Genomic DNA, 14,946 nt, shown 5'->3' with positions numbered 1-14,946 from the left:
CAGCATGTCGTTCCAGTTCGATCCCGAGGTCCAGGCGACGTGGTTTCACAGTCCCTTAGAGGACTTCGAGGAGGTATCTGTCGAGACGGAAGTCCGCCGGGATCCACTCACCGGCCGACAGAGTCGAATCGTCTCGGAGAACTTCGTCCGCCCGGAGGGCGAACCGGAGATCGAGACTGTCCTCAACGACGACGAGGGCTGTTTCTTCTGCCCCGAGATGGTGACCGACGCGACCCCGACCTATCCAGACTGGGTGGGCTTCGAGCGTGGATCGTGGGGTGAAGCCACGTCGTTCCCGAATCTCAACCCCTATGGCGATCACTCGAACGTCGTCGTCCTCACCGAGGACCACTACGTGCCAATCGATGAGTTCACGGTCGGGCAGTTCGCCGACGGGCTGGCGGCCGCCCTGGAGTTCGTCGACGTCGCCTTCGAATCAGACGCCGCCGACGAGTACGCATCGATCAACATGAACTTCCTCCGGCCGGCCGGCAGCAGTATCATCCACCCGCACATGCAGACCTTGGTCGATGAGTGCGGGACGAACCGCCAGGCCGAACGCGCCGAGGCGGCCCGTGCCTACCGGGACGAACACGGCGAGTCTTACTGGGAGACCCTCCTCGCGGAGACGGCGGACGGCGATCGCCATATCGGAGCGACAGGAGGGGTCGAGTGGATCGCGCCCTACGCACCAAAACACCACCGCCACGTTCGTGGCGTCGCCCCGGAGGCGACCGTTCCCGATCCGGGCGATTCCGTCGTCGAGGATCTGGCAGCGGGGATCGTCTCGATACTCGAGTACTACGCCTCGGCCGGCCACAATAGCTTCAACCTCGCAGTAACGCTACAAGACGACGACCCCGCCAACCCACCCGTCGTCGATCTGGTTGCCCGCTCGGTGTTCGAGCAGTACTACTGGTCGGACTCGCCGTTCTTCGTCACACTCCACGACGAGAGCGTCGTGGACGTCCCGCCCGAACAGTACGCACCAGCGGCCGCCGAATTCCTCTAAGGTTCAAGAACGCGCCTCGATCGCCACTCACTCCGTCAACGGGAGCACGATCCCGAAAATTAGCGGCGCGAACAAGCCGATCAAGATACCCGCGATTTCCAAGTCGAGCAACAGTGCCGCTTCCCAGCCGGGCAGAGAACCGACGATGGCCGGGCCGACAACGTGGCCGAGACCGCCGATCAGGAACAGCGCTGCCCCCAGAATGAAGCCGCGTCGTGCCAGGGAAGGATAATTCAGATTCCGTGTCGGTGACATCGTTTCAGTTTTTATAACGCTGGTAAAAAGCGTTTCGTCACAGCGGCGAACAGAAAAGATCATAGCAGTCCCTACGAGAGCGTACCTATGATCGACATGGTACTCGAACAGCTTTCGACGATCGTCTACGCAGTCATCGCCGGTCTCCTGAGCGTCGGCGGCTTTCTGGTCGAATCTGCGGGTATCGACACGCTCATGGCCGGGCAAAGTGCCCTGGGCGCCTGGGAAGCAGTCGTCGGGGTCCTGTTGCTCGTCGCCGGCGTGAAACTGATCCGTGAGAAGGTGCTGGTCGAGTTTTCTGACGTCTGAATCGAGCGTGTGGCTGCAACACTGGACGGGTCGTTTTCGTGACTCCTGGGTTACCAGCGATGGTGGACGTGATCGTAGAGGTGGGCCTCGTAGACGTCCCTGACTGTGCCGTGGGTTTCGTGTGAGAGTGGCTCGAAGTCCGCTGCCGCGGCGTTTTGCTCGACGTGTGCGGGCGTCGTCGAGCCGGGGATCACCGTCGAGACGGCGTCGAAGTCGAGAATCCATCGGAGCGTGAACTGAGCCATCGTCATTCCCTCGGGGACGGACGGGCGCAGTGCTTCGACGGCGTCCAGTCCCGCTTGGAAGGGGACGCCGGCGAAGGTCTCACCGCCAGCGCGACCGATCCCCGCATCGACACCGTCCTCGGCAGCCGTTCGACGATGGTCGTCCTCGCCGAAGTCTTGGACGCCCTCGAAAGCGTCTGCGAGCAGTCCAGAGGCCAGCGGGACGCGCACGATGATACCGACGTCTTGGGCGGCAGCCCGCTCGAAGAACCGTTCTGCGGGGCGATGGCGGAACGGGTTGAAGATGAGCTGGACCGTCTCGACGACGGGGTACTCGATGGCCTTGTCCGCCTGTTCGACTTTTTCGACACTGACCCCGGCGTGGGCGATCTCATCCTCCTCGCGGAGTTGCTCCAGCGTCTCGAACGTACTGGGGTCGTAGAACGCCTGCGTCTCCGGGCAGTGCAACTGGACGAGATCGAGTGTCTCGACGCCCAGGCGCTCTTTCGAGCCGGCGATCGAGTCCCGAAGCCCGTCTTCCGAGTGACCGCCGTCCGGGTCGGGGGCGGCCTTCGTCGGGACGAAAACGTCCTCCCGGCCGCGCTCGTCCAGTACCTCGCCGATGAGGCGTTCGGCGCGGCCGTCGCCGTACACTTCAGCCGTGTCGATCAGGTTGACACCCGCATCGAGGGCGGTCCGGATCGCCTCGCTGGCCTGTTCGTCACTAACCGATGCCCAGGAAGGGCCGACGTTCCACGTGCCCAGCCCGATCGCCGAGACGTCGCGGTGGGTCGAACCGAGTGTGCGATACTCCATGCGTGGACGGTCGGGGGCCGACGCGAAAAAGCCGGGGTCGTTTTGGACAGCACACTGGGACGGCCGGGGGCGCGTGGGATCGATTCTCATTTAATGCCGGCGATAGTGGAAACGGGTATGACCGACGCCGAGGACCGCGATCCGCCGACGTACGACCGGTTCGGCGACGTGGCCGAGCAGTACGACCCCGACAGCGTCCGGCAGCGGGTGTTCACCTACTGGGACGCCGTCGATGCCTACGAGCAGACCAAAGCCCACCGAGCCGACGGCGAGGACTTCTTCTTCGTCGACGGCCCGCCCTACACCTCCGGAGCGGCTCACATGGGGACGACCTGGAACAAGACCCTGAAAGACGCCTACATCCGCCAGCTCCGCATGCAGGGGTACAACGTCACCGACCGGCCGGGCTACGACATGCACGGCCTGCCCATCGAGACCAAAGTCGAGGAAAAACTCGACTTTCAGAACAAGAAAGACATCGAAGAGTTCGGCGAGCAGGCGTTCATCGAGGAGTGTAAGGACTTCGCCGAGGAGCAACTCCGTGGCCTCCAGGAGGACTTCGAGTCCTTTGGCGTCTGGATGGACTGGGACAACCCCTACAAGACGGTCTCCCCGGAGTACATGGAGGCCGCCTGGTGGGGCTTTTCCCAGGCCCACGAGAAGGGATTGGTCGAGCAGGGCAAGCGATCGATCTCACAGTGCCCGCGGTGTGAGACCGCTATCGCCAACAACGAAGTCGAGTACGAGGACGTCTCCGACCCATCGATCTACGTGAAGTTCTCCCTTGCAGATCGGGAAGGCAGCCTCGTCATCTGGACGACCACGCCCTGGACGATCCCCGCCAACACCTTCGTCGCCGTCGACGACGATCTGACCTACCAGGCCGTCGAGGCCGAAAAGGACGGCCAGACAGAGGTGCTGTGGATCGCCGAATCCTGCGTCGAGGACGTTCTCTCGAAGGGACGGTACGGCGACTACGAAGTCGTCGACGAAGCCACGGGCGAGGAGATGGTCGGCTGGAGCTACGAGCACCCACTGCGCGAGGCGGTCCCCGACGCACCCGAGGGCGAGGACGCACTCCAGGTCTATACCGCCGAGTACGTCGAGGCCGATCGGACGGGACTGGTCCACTCCGCGCCGGGCCACGGTGAGGAAGACTTCGAGCGCGGCCAGGAATTGGGTCTTGACGTGTTCTGTCCGGTCGGTGGCGACGGTGTCTACGAGGACACCGCAGGCAAATACGCCGGCGAGTTCGTCAAGGACGCCGACGAGGCGATCATGGACGATCTGGCGGCCAACGGCAACCTCCTCTCGCGAGGGACGACCCACCACAGCTACGGCCACTGCTGGCGCTGTGACACGGGGATCATCCAGATCGTCACCGATCAGTGGTTCATCACGGTCACGGACATCAAAGAGGAGATGCTCGAGAACATCGAGGACAGCCAGTGGCACCCCGAGTGGGCACGGGACAATCGTTTCCGGGACTTCGTCGAGGAGGCCCCAGACTGGAACGTCTCCCGGCAACGCTACTGGGGAATCCCCTGCCGATTTGGCTTCCTGAAGGTAGCGCGGACTCGTCGGCGAACGGAGGCGGCAACGCCGCCGACGGCTGGAACGGCTCGATGGACGAGGCTATCGTCGTCGGCGACCGCGAGGAACTCGCCGCACGCGTCGATCAGGACATCGATCCCGAGGCCGTCGACCTCCACAAAGGGACCGTCGACGAGTTGACGATCACCGAGGACGGCCGGACCTACAAGCGCGTCCCGGACGTTTTCGACGTGTGGCTCGACTCCTCGGTCGCCTCCTGGGGCACGCTCGATTATCCCGAACAGACCGAGGACTTCGAGGACCTATGGCCCGCCGATCTCATCATGGAAGCCCACGACCAGACCCGCGGCTGGTTCTGGTCTCAGCTCGGGATGGGGACGGCCGCTGTCGGGGAGATCCCCTACGACGAGGTGTTGATGCACGGCTACGCGCTGATGCCAGATGGCCGCGGGATGTCCAAATCCAAAGGCATCACCGTCGAGCCCCAGGAAGCCATCGAGGAAGGTGGCGCGGACCCGATGCGGGCGTTCCTGCTCTCTCAAAACCCCCAGGGCGAGGACATGCGCTTTTCCTGGGACGGGATGGACTCGATGGGCCGCAACCTCAACATCCTCTGGAACGTCTTCCGGTTCCCGCTGCCGTATATGCGGATGGATGGTTTCAGCCCCGGGGAAACGACCGTCGAGAACGTCTCCCTCGAAGAAGTCGACGAGTGGGTGCTCTCGCGGCTCCAGACCGTCGAAGCCGAGATGGGCGCGGCCTTCGAGGATCGCCGTCAAGACCGGGCCATCGAGACGCTGATGGACTTTATCGTCGAGGACGTCTCCCGGTTCTACGTCCAGGCCGTCCGGGATCGCGTCTGGGAGGAGGGCGAGAGCGCCTCGAAGGACGCCGCCTACGCGACGCTGTACCGCGTCCTGGAGGAGACCGTCGCGCTGCTGGCGCCCTTTACCCCCTTCGTCGCCGAAGAAATCTATCAGTATCTCACCGGCGACGCTGGTCACGACACCGTACACATGTGCGACTGGCCCGAACCCGACGACGACCTGCGTGACGTCGGCCTCGAAGACGAGATCAGCGTCGTCCGCGCTGTCGAGGAAGCGGGCTCGAACGCCCGCCAGCAGGCCGAACGCAAGCTCCGCTGGCCAGTCAAGCGCGTCGTCGTCGACGTCGACGATCAGGCGGTCGGCGGTTCGGTCGAACTCCAGGCGGATCTGCTTGCCGACCGATTGAACGCCCGTGCGATCGAGGTCGTCGGTCCCGACGAGGCGTGGGGCGAACTCACCTACAGCGCCGAGGCCGACATGAGCAAACTCGGCCCCGCCTTTGGCGACGACGCTGGGCAGATCATGAACGCGCTCAACGACGCCAGCGTCGCCGAACCGTCGGTCGCGGCCCTGGAGTCGGCGGTCACGAGCGATCTCGACCGCGCCGTCGATCTTGAGGCAGAGATGGTCGAGTTCGTCCGCAACACCCCCGAAGGGATCGCCAGCACCGAGTTCGAGGCCGTAGATGGCGGTGGCGTCGTCTACGTCGACACCACGTTGACCGAGGACATCGAGAGCGAGGGCTACGCCCGCGAGGTCGTCCGCCGCGTCCAGGAGATGCGCAAGGATCTCGACCTAGAGATGGACGCTCGCATTCGCGTCGAGTACGAGATCGACGACGATCGCGTGGCCGATCTCGTCGCCGACCACGAGGAACTCATCGCCGAGGAAGTGCGGGCCGACGCGTTCGGGTCGGTTGAAGAGGGCTACCGCAAGACCTGGGAGATCGAGGGTATCGAGGCCGAGATCGCGGTCGAAGAAGTCTGATTCCGACGGCTGAAGAGCATACGCGGCCGGCGGCCGCGTTTCAACGGAGTCGAGCAGCGAAGACGCGAGACTCCGCCTTTTTGGTCCAGCTTTTTCGAGGAGTGGGCGGCCGAGTGGGACGAGGCCGCCGAGCGCTCGAACGGCGACGCCGTGAGAGCGGTGTGCGAGCGTCGCGAGGTTCGAACGCAGTGACGAACCTCGAACGCGAGCGGTGTAGCCGTGAGCGTCGCGAGCACACCCGACGAACAAAAAGGTGGTGGCGGGATCGAGGGTATCGAGGCCGAGATCGCGGTCAAGAAAGTCTAATAGCCGTCCACTGTGTCGGGAAGCCCGAGGCTATCTATTCGTCGTATATCGTCACGTTCCGGAACTGTGAGACACCGTTTCCACCGGTGTCGTCGTCGTTGACGAACACGAGACGGGAGACAGTTTCACCACTGGACGCAAGCAGTGAGGTGACGTCGATCTCGTAGCGCTCCCAGCCGTCGTCGCCCGAAGAGACGGGGGTGACTTTCGTGGCCCAGGACTGAGTGCCGTTAAAACGGACGAACCGTGATTCTGTCTCCGAGTTGTCGGTTTCCAGGCCGACACCGTGGATCTCACCCTGGCTCGATGCGTTGAATTCGACCACAAGCACGGTGTCGTCGGTGACAGATTCGTCGATCGGCACGTACGCCCAGGTGTTCTCCGAGAGAGTCAGCATCGCGTTGTCGTCGCTGACCGCCACGCCAAAGTCCTTGTCCTGGCTGCCGTAGCTTTGAACGGGTTCGGTGACAGTGGCCCCGTCGGCGCTGAATTCGAACTGTATCGACGAATCCTCCGGTGGTGATTCATACGCGCGGATGTTCCGGAACTGAGAGTCACTCGGCCGCTTGGTGTCGTTGTCGACGTCGTTGACGAGGGCGAGAGAGGAGGTCTGGCCGTGCAGTGATGACCCGTAGAGTTCCCCGACAGGGATCTCGTAGTGGACCCAGCCATCACCGGTCTCGTACTCGCCGTACTCGATGCCCCAAGGCTGTGAGCCAAGCAGCTTGAAAATCCGGTCACTGGAGATGCTGTCGTCGGTCTCGAAGCCGATCCCGTGGATTTCCCCGGCGTTCGTCGCGCGAAAGTCAAATTCCAGGACCGTTTGGGCAGTGACGTTGTACTCGAAATCGAGCAGCTTCCAGGTGTTGTTCTCGAGGGTCACCGCTCTGGCCCCCGTCGTGGACGTGAACTCGGCATCGGCGTCCTGCCCGCCGCCGTACGATCTGAGGGACCGCTCGTCGAATCGAAGATAGGCGGGGACGGTCCCCTCTCGGGGCGGCGTGGCTGTGTACACGATCGAAGACGTATCACCCTGCTCCCAGACGAGGTGGGCCTCCCGGGACGCGGCCGGATACAGCGGACCGATCTGGGTCCCGGCAGTGAGGCGCTGGTCGTCGACGAACGCCGAGACCGGGTACGACCGGCCGTCGAGTCGGACGGACAGTCGATCGGCGTCGATACCATCGCCGTGCTGGTGGCGGACGAAGAGTCCATTAGCGGCAGTATAGTCCGTCTCGAAGGACGCTGTCGGTGGCTCGGCTTCGAACGGCTCGGCGAGACCGAGGGCAAAAATAGTGACCGTGACCCCGAGGACGATGGCAATCGCGACCAACAGGACGTTGGCCACGACGGGCGTCATGCCCCGATCGCTCCCAGCCTCGTCTGGCCGTCGCGAGGGAGGACTGTCGTCGCGAGAGGCAGACTCGTCAGTGTCGCCCGAGAAAACGGTCCACGCACCACCGGTTGGCATAGCCTGACTTACGCAACCACCCCCAAAGTAATTGGGTGCGACGACGGCGGGACAAAAGACAGGCTAAAGCGAGTGTCGGAAGACTTTACCGCCTCTCTGAGAGGAATACCGATACAGGTGACGAGCAACCGGGAGGCCGATCGAGAGGGGGTGGTATCGGGGAACAGCGGGACGCTACTGGTGAGTGTCGCCGCGGGCTGGTTTCTCGCACTTGGGTTGCGATTCGTCCTCCAGGCCATCTTGCCGACGATAACGGCGTCGTTCCCGGCGACGACCGAGACCCAAGCTGGGATCGCAGTTACGGTCCTGTGGGCCGCTTACGGCGTCTTGCAGTTCCCAGCGGGGATCACCGCCGATCGGATCGGTGAAGGACGGGTCCTGACAGCGAGCCTGCTGCTTTCGGCTGTTAGCGTGCTCGCGTTCTCCGTGACACCGACCTATTCGCTGTTCGTGCTCGCGATGGGACTGTTCGGGGCCGCGACCGGTCTGTACGGCCCGCCGCGGGGAACCTTACTCACGCGAGTGTTCGACGAACGGGCCGATCGGGCACTCGGTGCAACGCTGGCCGCCGGGAGCCTGGGTGCAGCTGTCCTCCCGGCGCTGGCGGCGTTACTCGTCGAAGGGCTAGGCTGGCGGACGATGCTTGGACTCACCATACCCGGATTCGTCGTCGCTGCACTGCTCGTCTATCGGAGCACGCACAGACTCGACAGCAAGCCCGACGAGAAACGAGCGGACGGCGGTTCGAGCGCCGCCGAAGACGGCCCGTCGGTCCTGAGTGCGATCAAAATCGCGGGACAGTCAGTCTGTCGCTATCGGACTGGGCTCGCGGTCCTCGCGGCGATCATCATGTACTTTGGCTATCAGGGCGTCACCGCCCTGGCGACGACCTACCTCATCACGGAGAAGGGATTCGCCCAGTCCAGTGCGGGCGTACTGTTCGGGGGCCTGTTCGTCGTCGGCGCACTGTCTCAGTGGCTGGCCGGGAGAGTCGCCCAGCGGCGGCGGTCGGCCCGCGTCCTCGCGGCCATCGCCGCGGTGAGTGTCCTCCCGCTGGTCGGACTGGTCGTCTTCGAACACCGACTCCTCGTGGCAGCGAGTACACTCCTGATCGGCGTTCGGATGGGCTTTGCACCGGTTTCGAACGCGTTCATCATCGACCACCTTCCGGCCGACGTCGAAGGCACGGCTTGGGGAGCAGTCAGGACCGCCTTGTTCGTGGTGAGTTCCGTCGCCTCGACGGTCGTCGGCTTGCTGGCTGACATCGGCCTGTTCGACGGCGCGATCCTCCTGCTGGCCGGCCTGACCGGTGGCGCAGCAGGGATCTACCTGGCGTTGCCGTCCTGTGAGTTCTCCAGACAGCCCTGGTAATCGTCGTTTCGGGGCGTGGAGATTCCGTCGATCGTCGCGGGTCGCTGGCCTTTTGGACACGCCCGGCCAACGCCGGTCTATGACCGGAAGAGACGGCGACTGGAACCCGGATGCAAACCGCCGTCAGTGGGCCGAGCGGGAGGGGGCGTTCTCCCCGGAGTACTACGCCGAGATCGGCCCCAACGAGGTCAGCGAGACACTCGTCGACGCGCTGTCGTATTACGCCACAGCGGACGCCCGGATTCTGGAACTGGGGTGTAGCTCGGGCCGACATCTCGAAGCCCTCCGGCAGGCCGGCTATGAGAACCTGACTGGGGTCGACCTCAACGCCGACGCACTGGACGTGATGGCCGAGTACTTTCCCCGGACCGCTGAGACGGGGACCTTCCACATCGGCGCGATCGAAGACCTCCTCCCCGAGTTCGAGACGGGTGCCTTCGAAGTGGTCTACTCCGTCGAGACACTCCAGCACGTCCACCCGAGGAGACGGCCGTCTTCGAGGAAGTGCTGCGAGTGACCGACGATTTGCTGCTCACGGCCGAAAACGAGGGTAACGCGCCCGACCGGGGCCGATCCGGGGCGGAAGTGTCGGCTGTCCACGACGAGTTTCCGCTCTATCACCGCGACTGGAAGGCTGTCTTTACCGACCTGGGCGCTGTGCAGTTGTTCTGTGAACCGACCAACCGAGACACGATCCGCGCGTTCCGAGTTCTTTGACGTCTCGAACGTCGGAACCGGCTACCAACGTCGCTGACAGAGACGCTACGCGAAAGGAGGGCCATAGCACTGCCCCGAGAACAGAGACGGCACCACTGACCGCCAGTCACCGAGCGCGAGTGCGACAGTCACACCGACCGTACTGCCGGAAACCCGTCCACTCGACGTCCCAGAGAGCGACAGTGTGGCCACCGTTCGATGGCGTCACAGAGTGTCGTCGCTGGCCCCACACCCCGTCGAGAAGACCGAGGCGACGGTGAGGACGGGGCGAGGCACCATCGTGGAGTGACGACGTAGAGAAGAGTCCCCCGGGACCCGTCGCCGTTACTCGGCGCGGACTTGGCCGTCGTCCATTGGCAGCACGGAGTAACTGACCGTCTGGATGTCTTGTGTCGCCCGGATCGAACCGACGACCGTCGAGATCGCGTCGAGCGAGCCATCGAGAACGAACAGTTCGAGACAGAAGTTATCACCGACGTGGGTGTGAAAGTTCGATTCGACGACATCGTCGAATGCGTGACGTATTTCCATCATTTCGGACTCGACGCTGCCGGCCTGATACTCGAACAGGACAGTCACCGTTGCCAGGAGTCGTCGACCCTCCAGAGATTCGTCGTCGAATTCGTCGAGTAAGTCCCGGCCGGCGTCCCGGATGACTTCGCTGCGACCGCTGTAGCCGTGTTCCTCGGCGAACTGATCGAGACGCTCGACCAGGGTTTCGGGCATCGAGACACTGACGATGGGCATAAGCAAAGGCACGGCCGTCCGATATTAACGGTTGGCATAGACACGTCGAAAACGGCGCGCCTCACGTTTCGGCCCTTCTCTGAACACCGGCTAGATGACAGTGTGACAGTGGGCACGACGACTCCGAAGGAGACTGGCAGCGAGCGATTGGCATTCGTTATCAGTAGCCCAACAGCGACCGTGTTCGCTACGATCGCCCGCGATCAGCGGGCTACCCACCCGGCAACGATCACTATGAAGCGGTCAGTGGAGTGGGCTATCCCGTCCAGTAATCACAACGCGTCGGCGATAACGGGCGCGACGCTGACGTCACTGACGATCCGCTCTAAGGTGTCCGTGGCGTACATCTCGTCGACGCCCGCCCGGAGGAGTTTACTCCAGGCTCCACTGGCAAGTAGTGGGTGGACACAGGTCGCGAAGATGCGTTGGGCACCGCGGTCGTCGACCGCCGCCGCGGCGGTTGCCATCGTTGCGCCAGTCGCAACGAAGTCGTCGACGAGAACGACGTCCCGTCCGTCGACACTCGTTTCGGCAGGTGCGATCGTCGCAGGCGTCCCAGTCCCGGCGGCCGGGTCCAGGTAGTCAGCCACACCGGTGCCGTGGCCGTCCCTGACGGCCTCGGCCAGTGGGAACGCTTGCTCGTCGGTCCCAACGAAAAGTGGGTCGACGAGCCCAGAAGGCAGCGGTTCGGCCAGCCGGCCGGAGGCGTCGATAGCCGTCGCCGGCACGTCGAACATCGACGTGGCGTTTTTCTCGTGGGGGTTGACAGTGATAACTCGGTCCGTCCCGGGCGAGAGCGCCCCCGCGACGGTCGACAGCGAGACGATATCGCCCGGCCGATACTTCCGGTTTTGACGGGCATAGCCCGGGTAGGGGACAACTGTGATGACTTCCTCAGCGCCGGCCTGACGGGCGGCGTCCTGTAAGAGAAGCGCCTCGATATGGGCATCGTTCGAGACCGTCGAAATGACGACGATCGCCCGACCGTCGATCGATTCGGTAACCTGTACGTTCAGTTCGCCATCGGGGAAATACTTCACCTCGGCAGCGCCGAGCGGTTCGCCGGTTGCCGCGGCGATTCTGGCCGCCAGCGTCTGGGAAGCCGACCCGCTGAGGATCATATACGTTCGGTAGCGGCGGCTGGTAAACCCGTTTTCGGTTTTCAGGCCGTCGATCCAGCGACCGCCAGACCAGTGACGTCAGCCAGACCCAACGATCGCGATCGCCACCCCGTCGCGCCGTCTTTGGCGGCCGGCGGATCGACCAGCATCGTTCCGGCAGCGGTGACGACGACTGGTCCCTGGGCGTACTCCACGTCGACGAGAGACTCATCGACCGGGAGCGATCGGCCGTGCCACGCGCCGTCGCGACGCTCGACCAGGCCCGTCTCGCCGACAGCGTGTGCCCGAGTGCCGTCAGTGGCGACAGCGGTGAACGCACCGTCGTGCTCGCGAGCCCAGTTGCCGTCTGCGTAGGCGTAGAGACCGTTGTCGGTCGCAGCCAGCGGGATGTCACCGGCCGCAACGTCCCGAACGCCCGAGAGACCTGTCTGCTCGACGCTCGATTCGGTCAGTCGATACGCACCGTCGGGAGCCCCGACCCACGCACCGTCGATCGCCTGGACGTCGGCGATCTGGCCGAGCGTCTCCCAGTCCTGGCCGTCGTAACGCGCCAAGTCGCCATCGGGGCTGGCCGCGATCGGGCCATCGTCGAGACCCACCGCGACCGCCGGACCGAAGCCGAGATCCTCGAAGGTGTCCTCGCCGTGACTGGCTCGAAAGACCCCCTCGTCAGTGGCGATCGTCACCTGTGAGTCGCCAGCAGCAACGCCGTGTACGTGGCCCCGTCGGAGCAACCGGAAGCGGCCGACGCGATCGTCCGAGATCGCAACGAGCGTCACGCCGAGTCCAGCCCCGACGTAGACGTCACTTTTTCCGCGTCGGTCGGCGTAGATCCGATCTTCCGCCATCTCGCCCATGTGTGGGCCTCGGCAGGAACGGCCGAAAGGGTATCGACTCGGAGGCGAGTGCCGGCGAGCGAGTGGTTACCACCAGACGAGGTTCTCGGCGTCGGCGGGCTTGGCAACCACTTCGAGCACGCGCGAGTCGAAGAACTCCCGGCTGTTTACCGCTTCGACGACCAGAATCGTGTCGGCACCTTCGCCGGTCCCCGCGATCGAGAGTACCCGATCGCCGGCATCGACGAGGCCGGCGTCACAGGCCATCAGCGGGCACTCGACGGCGACTTTCGTTCCCTGACCGAACAGCCGCAGGACGTCGGCGACGAGTTCGTGTGACGAGAAGCCCTCTTTTTGGGCGATGGCCGACCCGAGGTTGCTGAACACCATCGGCCCGGTGAAGACCTCGCCGCCAGCGTCCTCGATCGTCTCGACGTGGTCGGCGGCCAGTTCCTGCTCGTTGGCCACATCGTACCCATACGAGTGGCCGACGACGACGAGATCCCCACCGAAGCGTTCGGCCGCCTTTGTGCCCGTCTGGCCAGAAGTAGAGGCGACACAAACCGCGTCGATCGGCTCGCTCTGGGCGTAGTCGAGTGCCTCGTCGAGTACGGCGTCCGTGTCCATGTCGTCAGTGTGGATCATCCGATGGATCTCGGCTCGCCCGCCCGCTATAGATTACTATCTCGAACGAGAGGCTGGATGTCGCCTGTAGATCCGATTGACAGCGCCGATCCGCAACCCCTGTTTCGAGTGGATCCAGTGGAACAGGAGTTCCACTGGAAGTCGAAGTGACTGGCTCTGGCAAGTTCGACACCGGTCGAGCGTGAATTGGGGCGTAGTCGCCGGTATGGCGGTCGTTTCCAGGTCCAATGATATATTTTGGCATGGTAACGCCCACCGTTCGATCCGAAACGAAGGGGTTCGAGGGGGAGCGATGCTGGCGTTCGAGTGTCAGACACACGGGTGGTTTCAATGGGCGCCGGATAGGCCGACGAGTGAGCGGGCGACCACAAAGCCCGAGAAGGGCCGGCTCGGGCGGGTTCGGACCGATCCGAGACAGAATCGTGGCGGCGACCGTCCGCCGGGCCGACAGCACTCCGAAAGGGGACGAGCGCCTTCACGCGGGGAACGTTTATGCGGCCGCCGGTCGGCCTGTTGGACATGAGCACGGCAACCAAGGTCGTTCTGGTGACAGTCGCGGTCTCAGCGCTGCTTGCGGTCGCGCTGATCGTAAACGTCGCACTTGCGGGCTAAGACCGGCGAGACAGAAGCCTGACAGAGAGCAGCGGCTCGATTTACTCGCGATTTAGGGCATCGATATCGGCAGTTACAGGCCAGAGATCCAGAGCCACGAAGCGCCACGCCGTCGAGATACTGCCAGCGAGGACACCAATCTCTGGCGTCACTCGCTCCCGGACTGCTCTGAGTCGCTACGAATGTCCGCAGGGACCTCTGGCACTGCTGGGAGATCGACCGCCCGTGGTTCGAACGCGTAGCTGAACTCGTATCGGTTTGCAGTGCCGTTCCGCTGGGCGACGATACGCTCGGTGGCAGAGCGAATCAGTCCGTCGGCCCCGATTCGAACCGTTGCGTTGTACGCCACGACGTTCCGGGCGTCGAACAGTTGCCCGCCTGCGTACCGGTCGGCACGAAGTATCACGGTATTGGGATCCTCGCCATCGTCGACAGTAGCGATACTGAAGTTCCCGCGCCGGAGCGCCCCTCGGAGCGGACTCGTCGCCGTCGAGAGACCACGGAGCGACCGGTCGAACAGCTGGGTTCGGTTCCGTCTGTTGTCCAGCGTAACGTTGCCATCGGTGACGGTGTACTGCCTGACAGCCGTCCCGTTGGCGGCAAGGACCGTCGTGCTGTTGTGGGTCGTGTTTTCGGTCGTCCGCCGGCTCTGTGAGGCGTACAGCACCCGCGTGAGGTTCGCGTCGGCTGTCACTCGCACCGGTGTGACCAGGGAGATATTCCGGAGTGTCATGTTCGTCGTATGGGTCAGGACACCCGGTGTGTCGATCGCCCGTGCCTGGTGTGTGCGGAGTAGCTGTGTGACGTTACGAACGCCAGTGTCGGTCAGTCCTGGGGAGAATCGATCGGAGGCGGTCGTAGTCGGCGTTGGCGTCGCTGTCGCCGTTGGCGAGGCGGCGGTCGGCGTTGGCGTCTGTGTCACTGACGGCGACGGAGTGGTGGGTTCGGCTGGTGTCGGTGTCGGTGAGTCGGTATCCGACAAGCCCACACAGCCGGACAGCGCGACGAGGACGAGCAATCCAACGACGAGGGCGGTTCTGGCGGGCCGTTTGGTGGAGGGCATGCATCAGACACTTCGAGATCCGACATAAAAACACGGCGATTCACCCCTTCAGCGACGACGTTCCCCGAATGCT

At 63.8% G+C, this 14,946-nt stretch carries 11 protein-coding genes and 2 pseudogenes; 5 read left to right on the top strand and 8 right to left on the bottom strand.

Annotated elements, in window-relative coordinates; all coding sequences use genetic code 11:
- The first annotated feature begins 4 nt into the window (after window positions 1–4).
- Window positions 5–1,012 (top strand): hypothetical protein, encoded by a 1,008-nt coding sequence (locus Hrd1104_RS11645; RefSeq protein WP_154552918.1) that lies wholly within the window; start codon window positions 5–7, stop codon window positions 1,010–1,012.
- 27 nt (window positions 1,013–1,039) lie between these two features.
- On the opposite strand, the gene Hrd1104_RS11640 is transcribed toward Hrd1104_RS11645, so the two are convergent.
- Complete coding sequence (locus Hrd1104_RS11640) at window positions 1,040–1,267, bottom strand: hypothetical protein (RefSeq protein ID WP_154552917.1); 228 nt, start codon at window positions 1,265–1,267, stop codon at window positions 1,040–1,042.
- Between the two features lie 87 nt (window positions 1,268–1,354).
- On the opposite strand from Hrd1104_RS11640, the gene Hrd1104_RS11635 reads away from it, so the two are divergent.
- Window positions 1,355–1,576 (top strand): hypothetical protein, encoded by a 222-nt coding sequence (locus Hrd1104_RS11635; protein WP_154552916.1) that lies wholly within the window; start codon window positions 1,355–1,357, stop codon window positions 1,574–1,576.
- Between the two features lie 50 nt (window positions 1,577–1,626).
- Here Hrd1104_RS11635 and Hrd1104_RS11630 read toward each other — a convergent pair whose 3' ends face one another.
- Window positions 1,627–2,616, bottom strand: a complete 990-nt coding sequence (locus Hrd1104_RS11630) for an aldo/keto reductase (protein WP_154552915.1) — start codon at window positions 2,614–2,616, stop codon at window positions 1,627–1,629.
- 117 nt (window positions 2,617–2,733) lie between these two features.
- On the opposite strand from Hrd1104_RS11630, the pseudogene ileS reads away from it, so the two are divergent.
- Window positions 2,734–5,984: pseudogene (gene ileS, locus Hrd1104_RS13495) on the top strand (isoleucine--tRNA ligase).
- 340 nt (window positions 5,985–6,324) lie between these two features.
- On the opposite strand, the gene Hrd1104_RS11620 reads toward ileS, so the two are convergent.
- The gene (locus tag Hrd1104_RS11620; protein ID WP_195837587.1) at window positions 6,325–7,650 is read right to left on the bottom strand and encodes a type IV pilin; all 1,326 of its coding nucleotides are present in this window, start codon (window positions 7,648–7,650) and stop codon (window positions 6,325–6,327) included.
- 228 nt (window positions 7,651–7,878) lie between these two features.
- Between Hrd1104_RS11620 and Hrd1104_RS11615 the strand changes: the two genes are divergently transcribed.
- Both Hrd1104_RS11615 and Hrd1104_RS11610 read left to right on the top strand, forming a co-directional pair.
- Entirely contained in the window at window positions 7,879–9,132 is a 1,254-nt protein-coding gene (locus Hrd1104_RS11615) for an MFS transporter (protein ID WP_195837586.1), read from the top strand.
- 79 nt (window positions 9,133–9,211) lie between these two features.
- Window positions 9,212–9,849, top strand: a pseudogene (locus Hrd1104_RS11610) (class I SAM-dependent methyltransferase).
- Window positions 9,850–10,173: 324 nt separating this feature from the next.
- On the opposite strand, the gene Hrd1104_RS11605 reads toward Hrd1104_RS11610, so the two are convergent.
- The 5 genes from Hrd1104_RS11605 to Hrd1104_RS11585 form a co-directional block, all read right to left on the bottom strand.
- Complete coding sequence (locus Hrd1104_RS11605) at window positions 10,174–10,596, bottom strand: CopG family ribbon-helix-helix protein (protein WP_154552912.1); 423 nt, start codon at window positions 10,594–10,596, stop codon at window positions 10,174–10,176.
- A 272-nt stretch (window positions 10,597–10,868) separates the two neighbouring features.
- On the bottom strand, window positions 10,869–11,717 hold the full coding sequence (gene prs, locus Hrd1104_RS11600; RefSeq protein WP_154552911.1) for a ribose-phosphate diphosphokinase: 849 nt from the start codon (window positions 11,715–11,717) through the stop codon (window positions 10,869–10,871).
- A gap of 41 nt (window positions 11,718–11,758) precedes the next feature.
- On the bottom strand, window positions 11,759–12,574 hold the full coding sequence (locus tag Hrd1104_RS11595; RefSeq protein WP_154552910.1) for a hypothetical protein: 816 nt from the start codon (window positions 12,572–12,574) through the stop codon (window positions 11,759–11,761).
- Between the two features lie 66 nt (window positions 12,575–12,640).
- The gene (locus Hrd1104_RS11590) at window positions 12,641–13,198 is read right to left on the bottom strand and encodes a pyruvate kinase alpha/beta domain-containing protein (RefSeq protein ID WP_229770480.1); all 558 of its coding nucleotides are present in this window, start codon (window positions 13,196–13,198) and stop codon (window positions 12,641–12,643) included.
- 760 nt (window positions 13,199–13,958) lie between these two features.
- Window positions 13,959–14,873: a hypothetical protein gene (locus Hrd1104_RS11585; protein WP_154552909.1), complete on the bottom strand. Its 915-nt coding sequence runs from the start codon at window positions 14,871–14,873 to the stop codon at window positions 13,959–13,961.
- Window positions 14,874–14,946 lie beyond the last annotated feature (73 nt).

The sequence above is a fragment of the Halorhabdus sp. CBA1104 genome (assembly GCF_009690625.1).
Lineage (GTDB): Archaea > Halobacteriota > Halobacteria > Halobacteriales > Haloarculaceae > Halorhabdus.
This window is presented reverse-complemented; position numbering and strand designations above follow the sequence as displayed.

Bases quoted from the DNA above. Each gene is read 5' to 3' on its own strand.
- Hrd1104_RS11645 (WP_154552918.1), top strand. From the start codon at position 5: ATGTCGTTCCAGTTCGATCCCGAGGTCCAGGCGACGTGGTTTCACAGT.
- Hrd1104_RS11640 (WP_154552917.1), bottom strand. From the start codon at position 1,267: ATGTCACCGACACGGAATCTGAATTATCCTTCCCTGGCACGACGCGGC.
- Hrd1104_RS11635 (WP_154552916.1), top strand. From the start codon at position 1,355: ATGATCGACATGGTACTCGAACAGCTTTCGACGATCGTCTACGCAGTC.
- Hrd1104_RS11630 (WP_154552915.1), bottom strand. From the start codon at position 2,616: ATGGAGTATCGCACACTCGGTTCGACCCACCGCGACGTCTCGGCGATC.
- Hrd1104_RS11620 (WP_195837587.1), bottom strand. From the start codon at position 7,650: ATGACGCCCGTCGTGGCCAACGTCCTGTTGGTCGCGATTGCCATCGTC.
- Hrd1104_RS11605 (WP_154552912.1), bottom strand. From the start codon at position 10,596: ATGCCCATCGTCAGTGTCTCGATGCCCGAAACCCTGGTCGAGCGTCTC.
- prs (WP_154552911.1), bottom strand. From the start codon at position 11,717: ATGATCCTCAGCGGGTCGGCTTCCCAGACGCTGGCGGCCAGAATCGCC.
- Hrd1104_RS11595 (WP_154552910.1), bottom strand. From the start codon at position 12,574: ATGGGCGAGATGGCGGAAGATCGGATCTACGCCGACCGACGCGGAAAA.
- Hrd1104_RS11590 (WP_229770480.1), bottom strand. From the start codon at position 13,198: ATGATCCACACTGACGACATGGACACGGACGCCGTACTCGACGAGGCA.
- Hrd1104_RS11585 (WP_154552909.1), bottom strand. From the start codon at position 14,873: ATGCCCTCCACCAAACGGCCCGCCAGAACCGCCCTCGTCGTTGGATTG.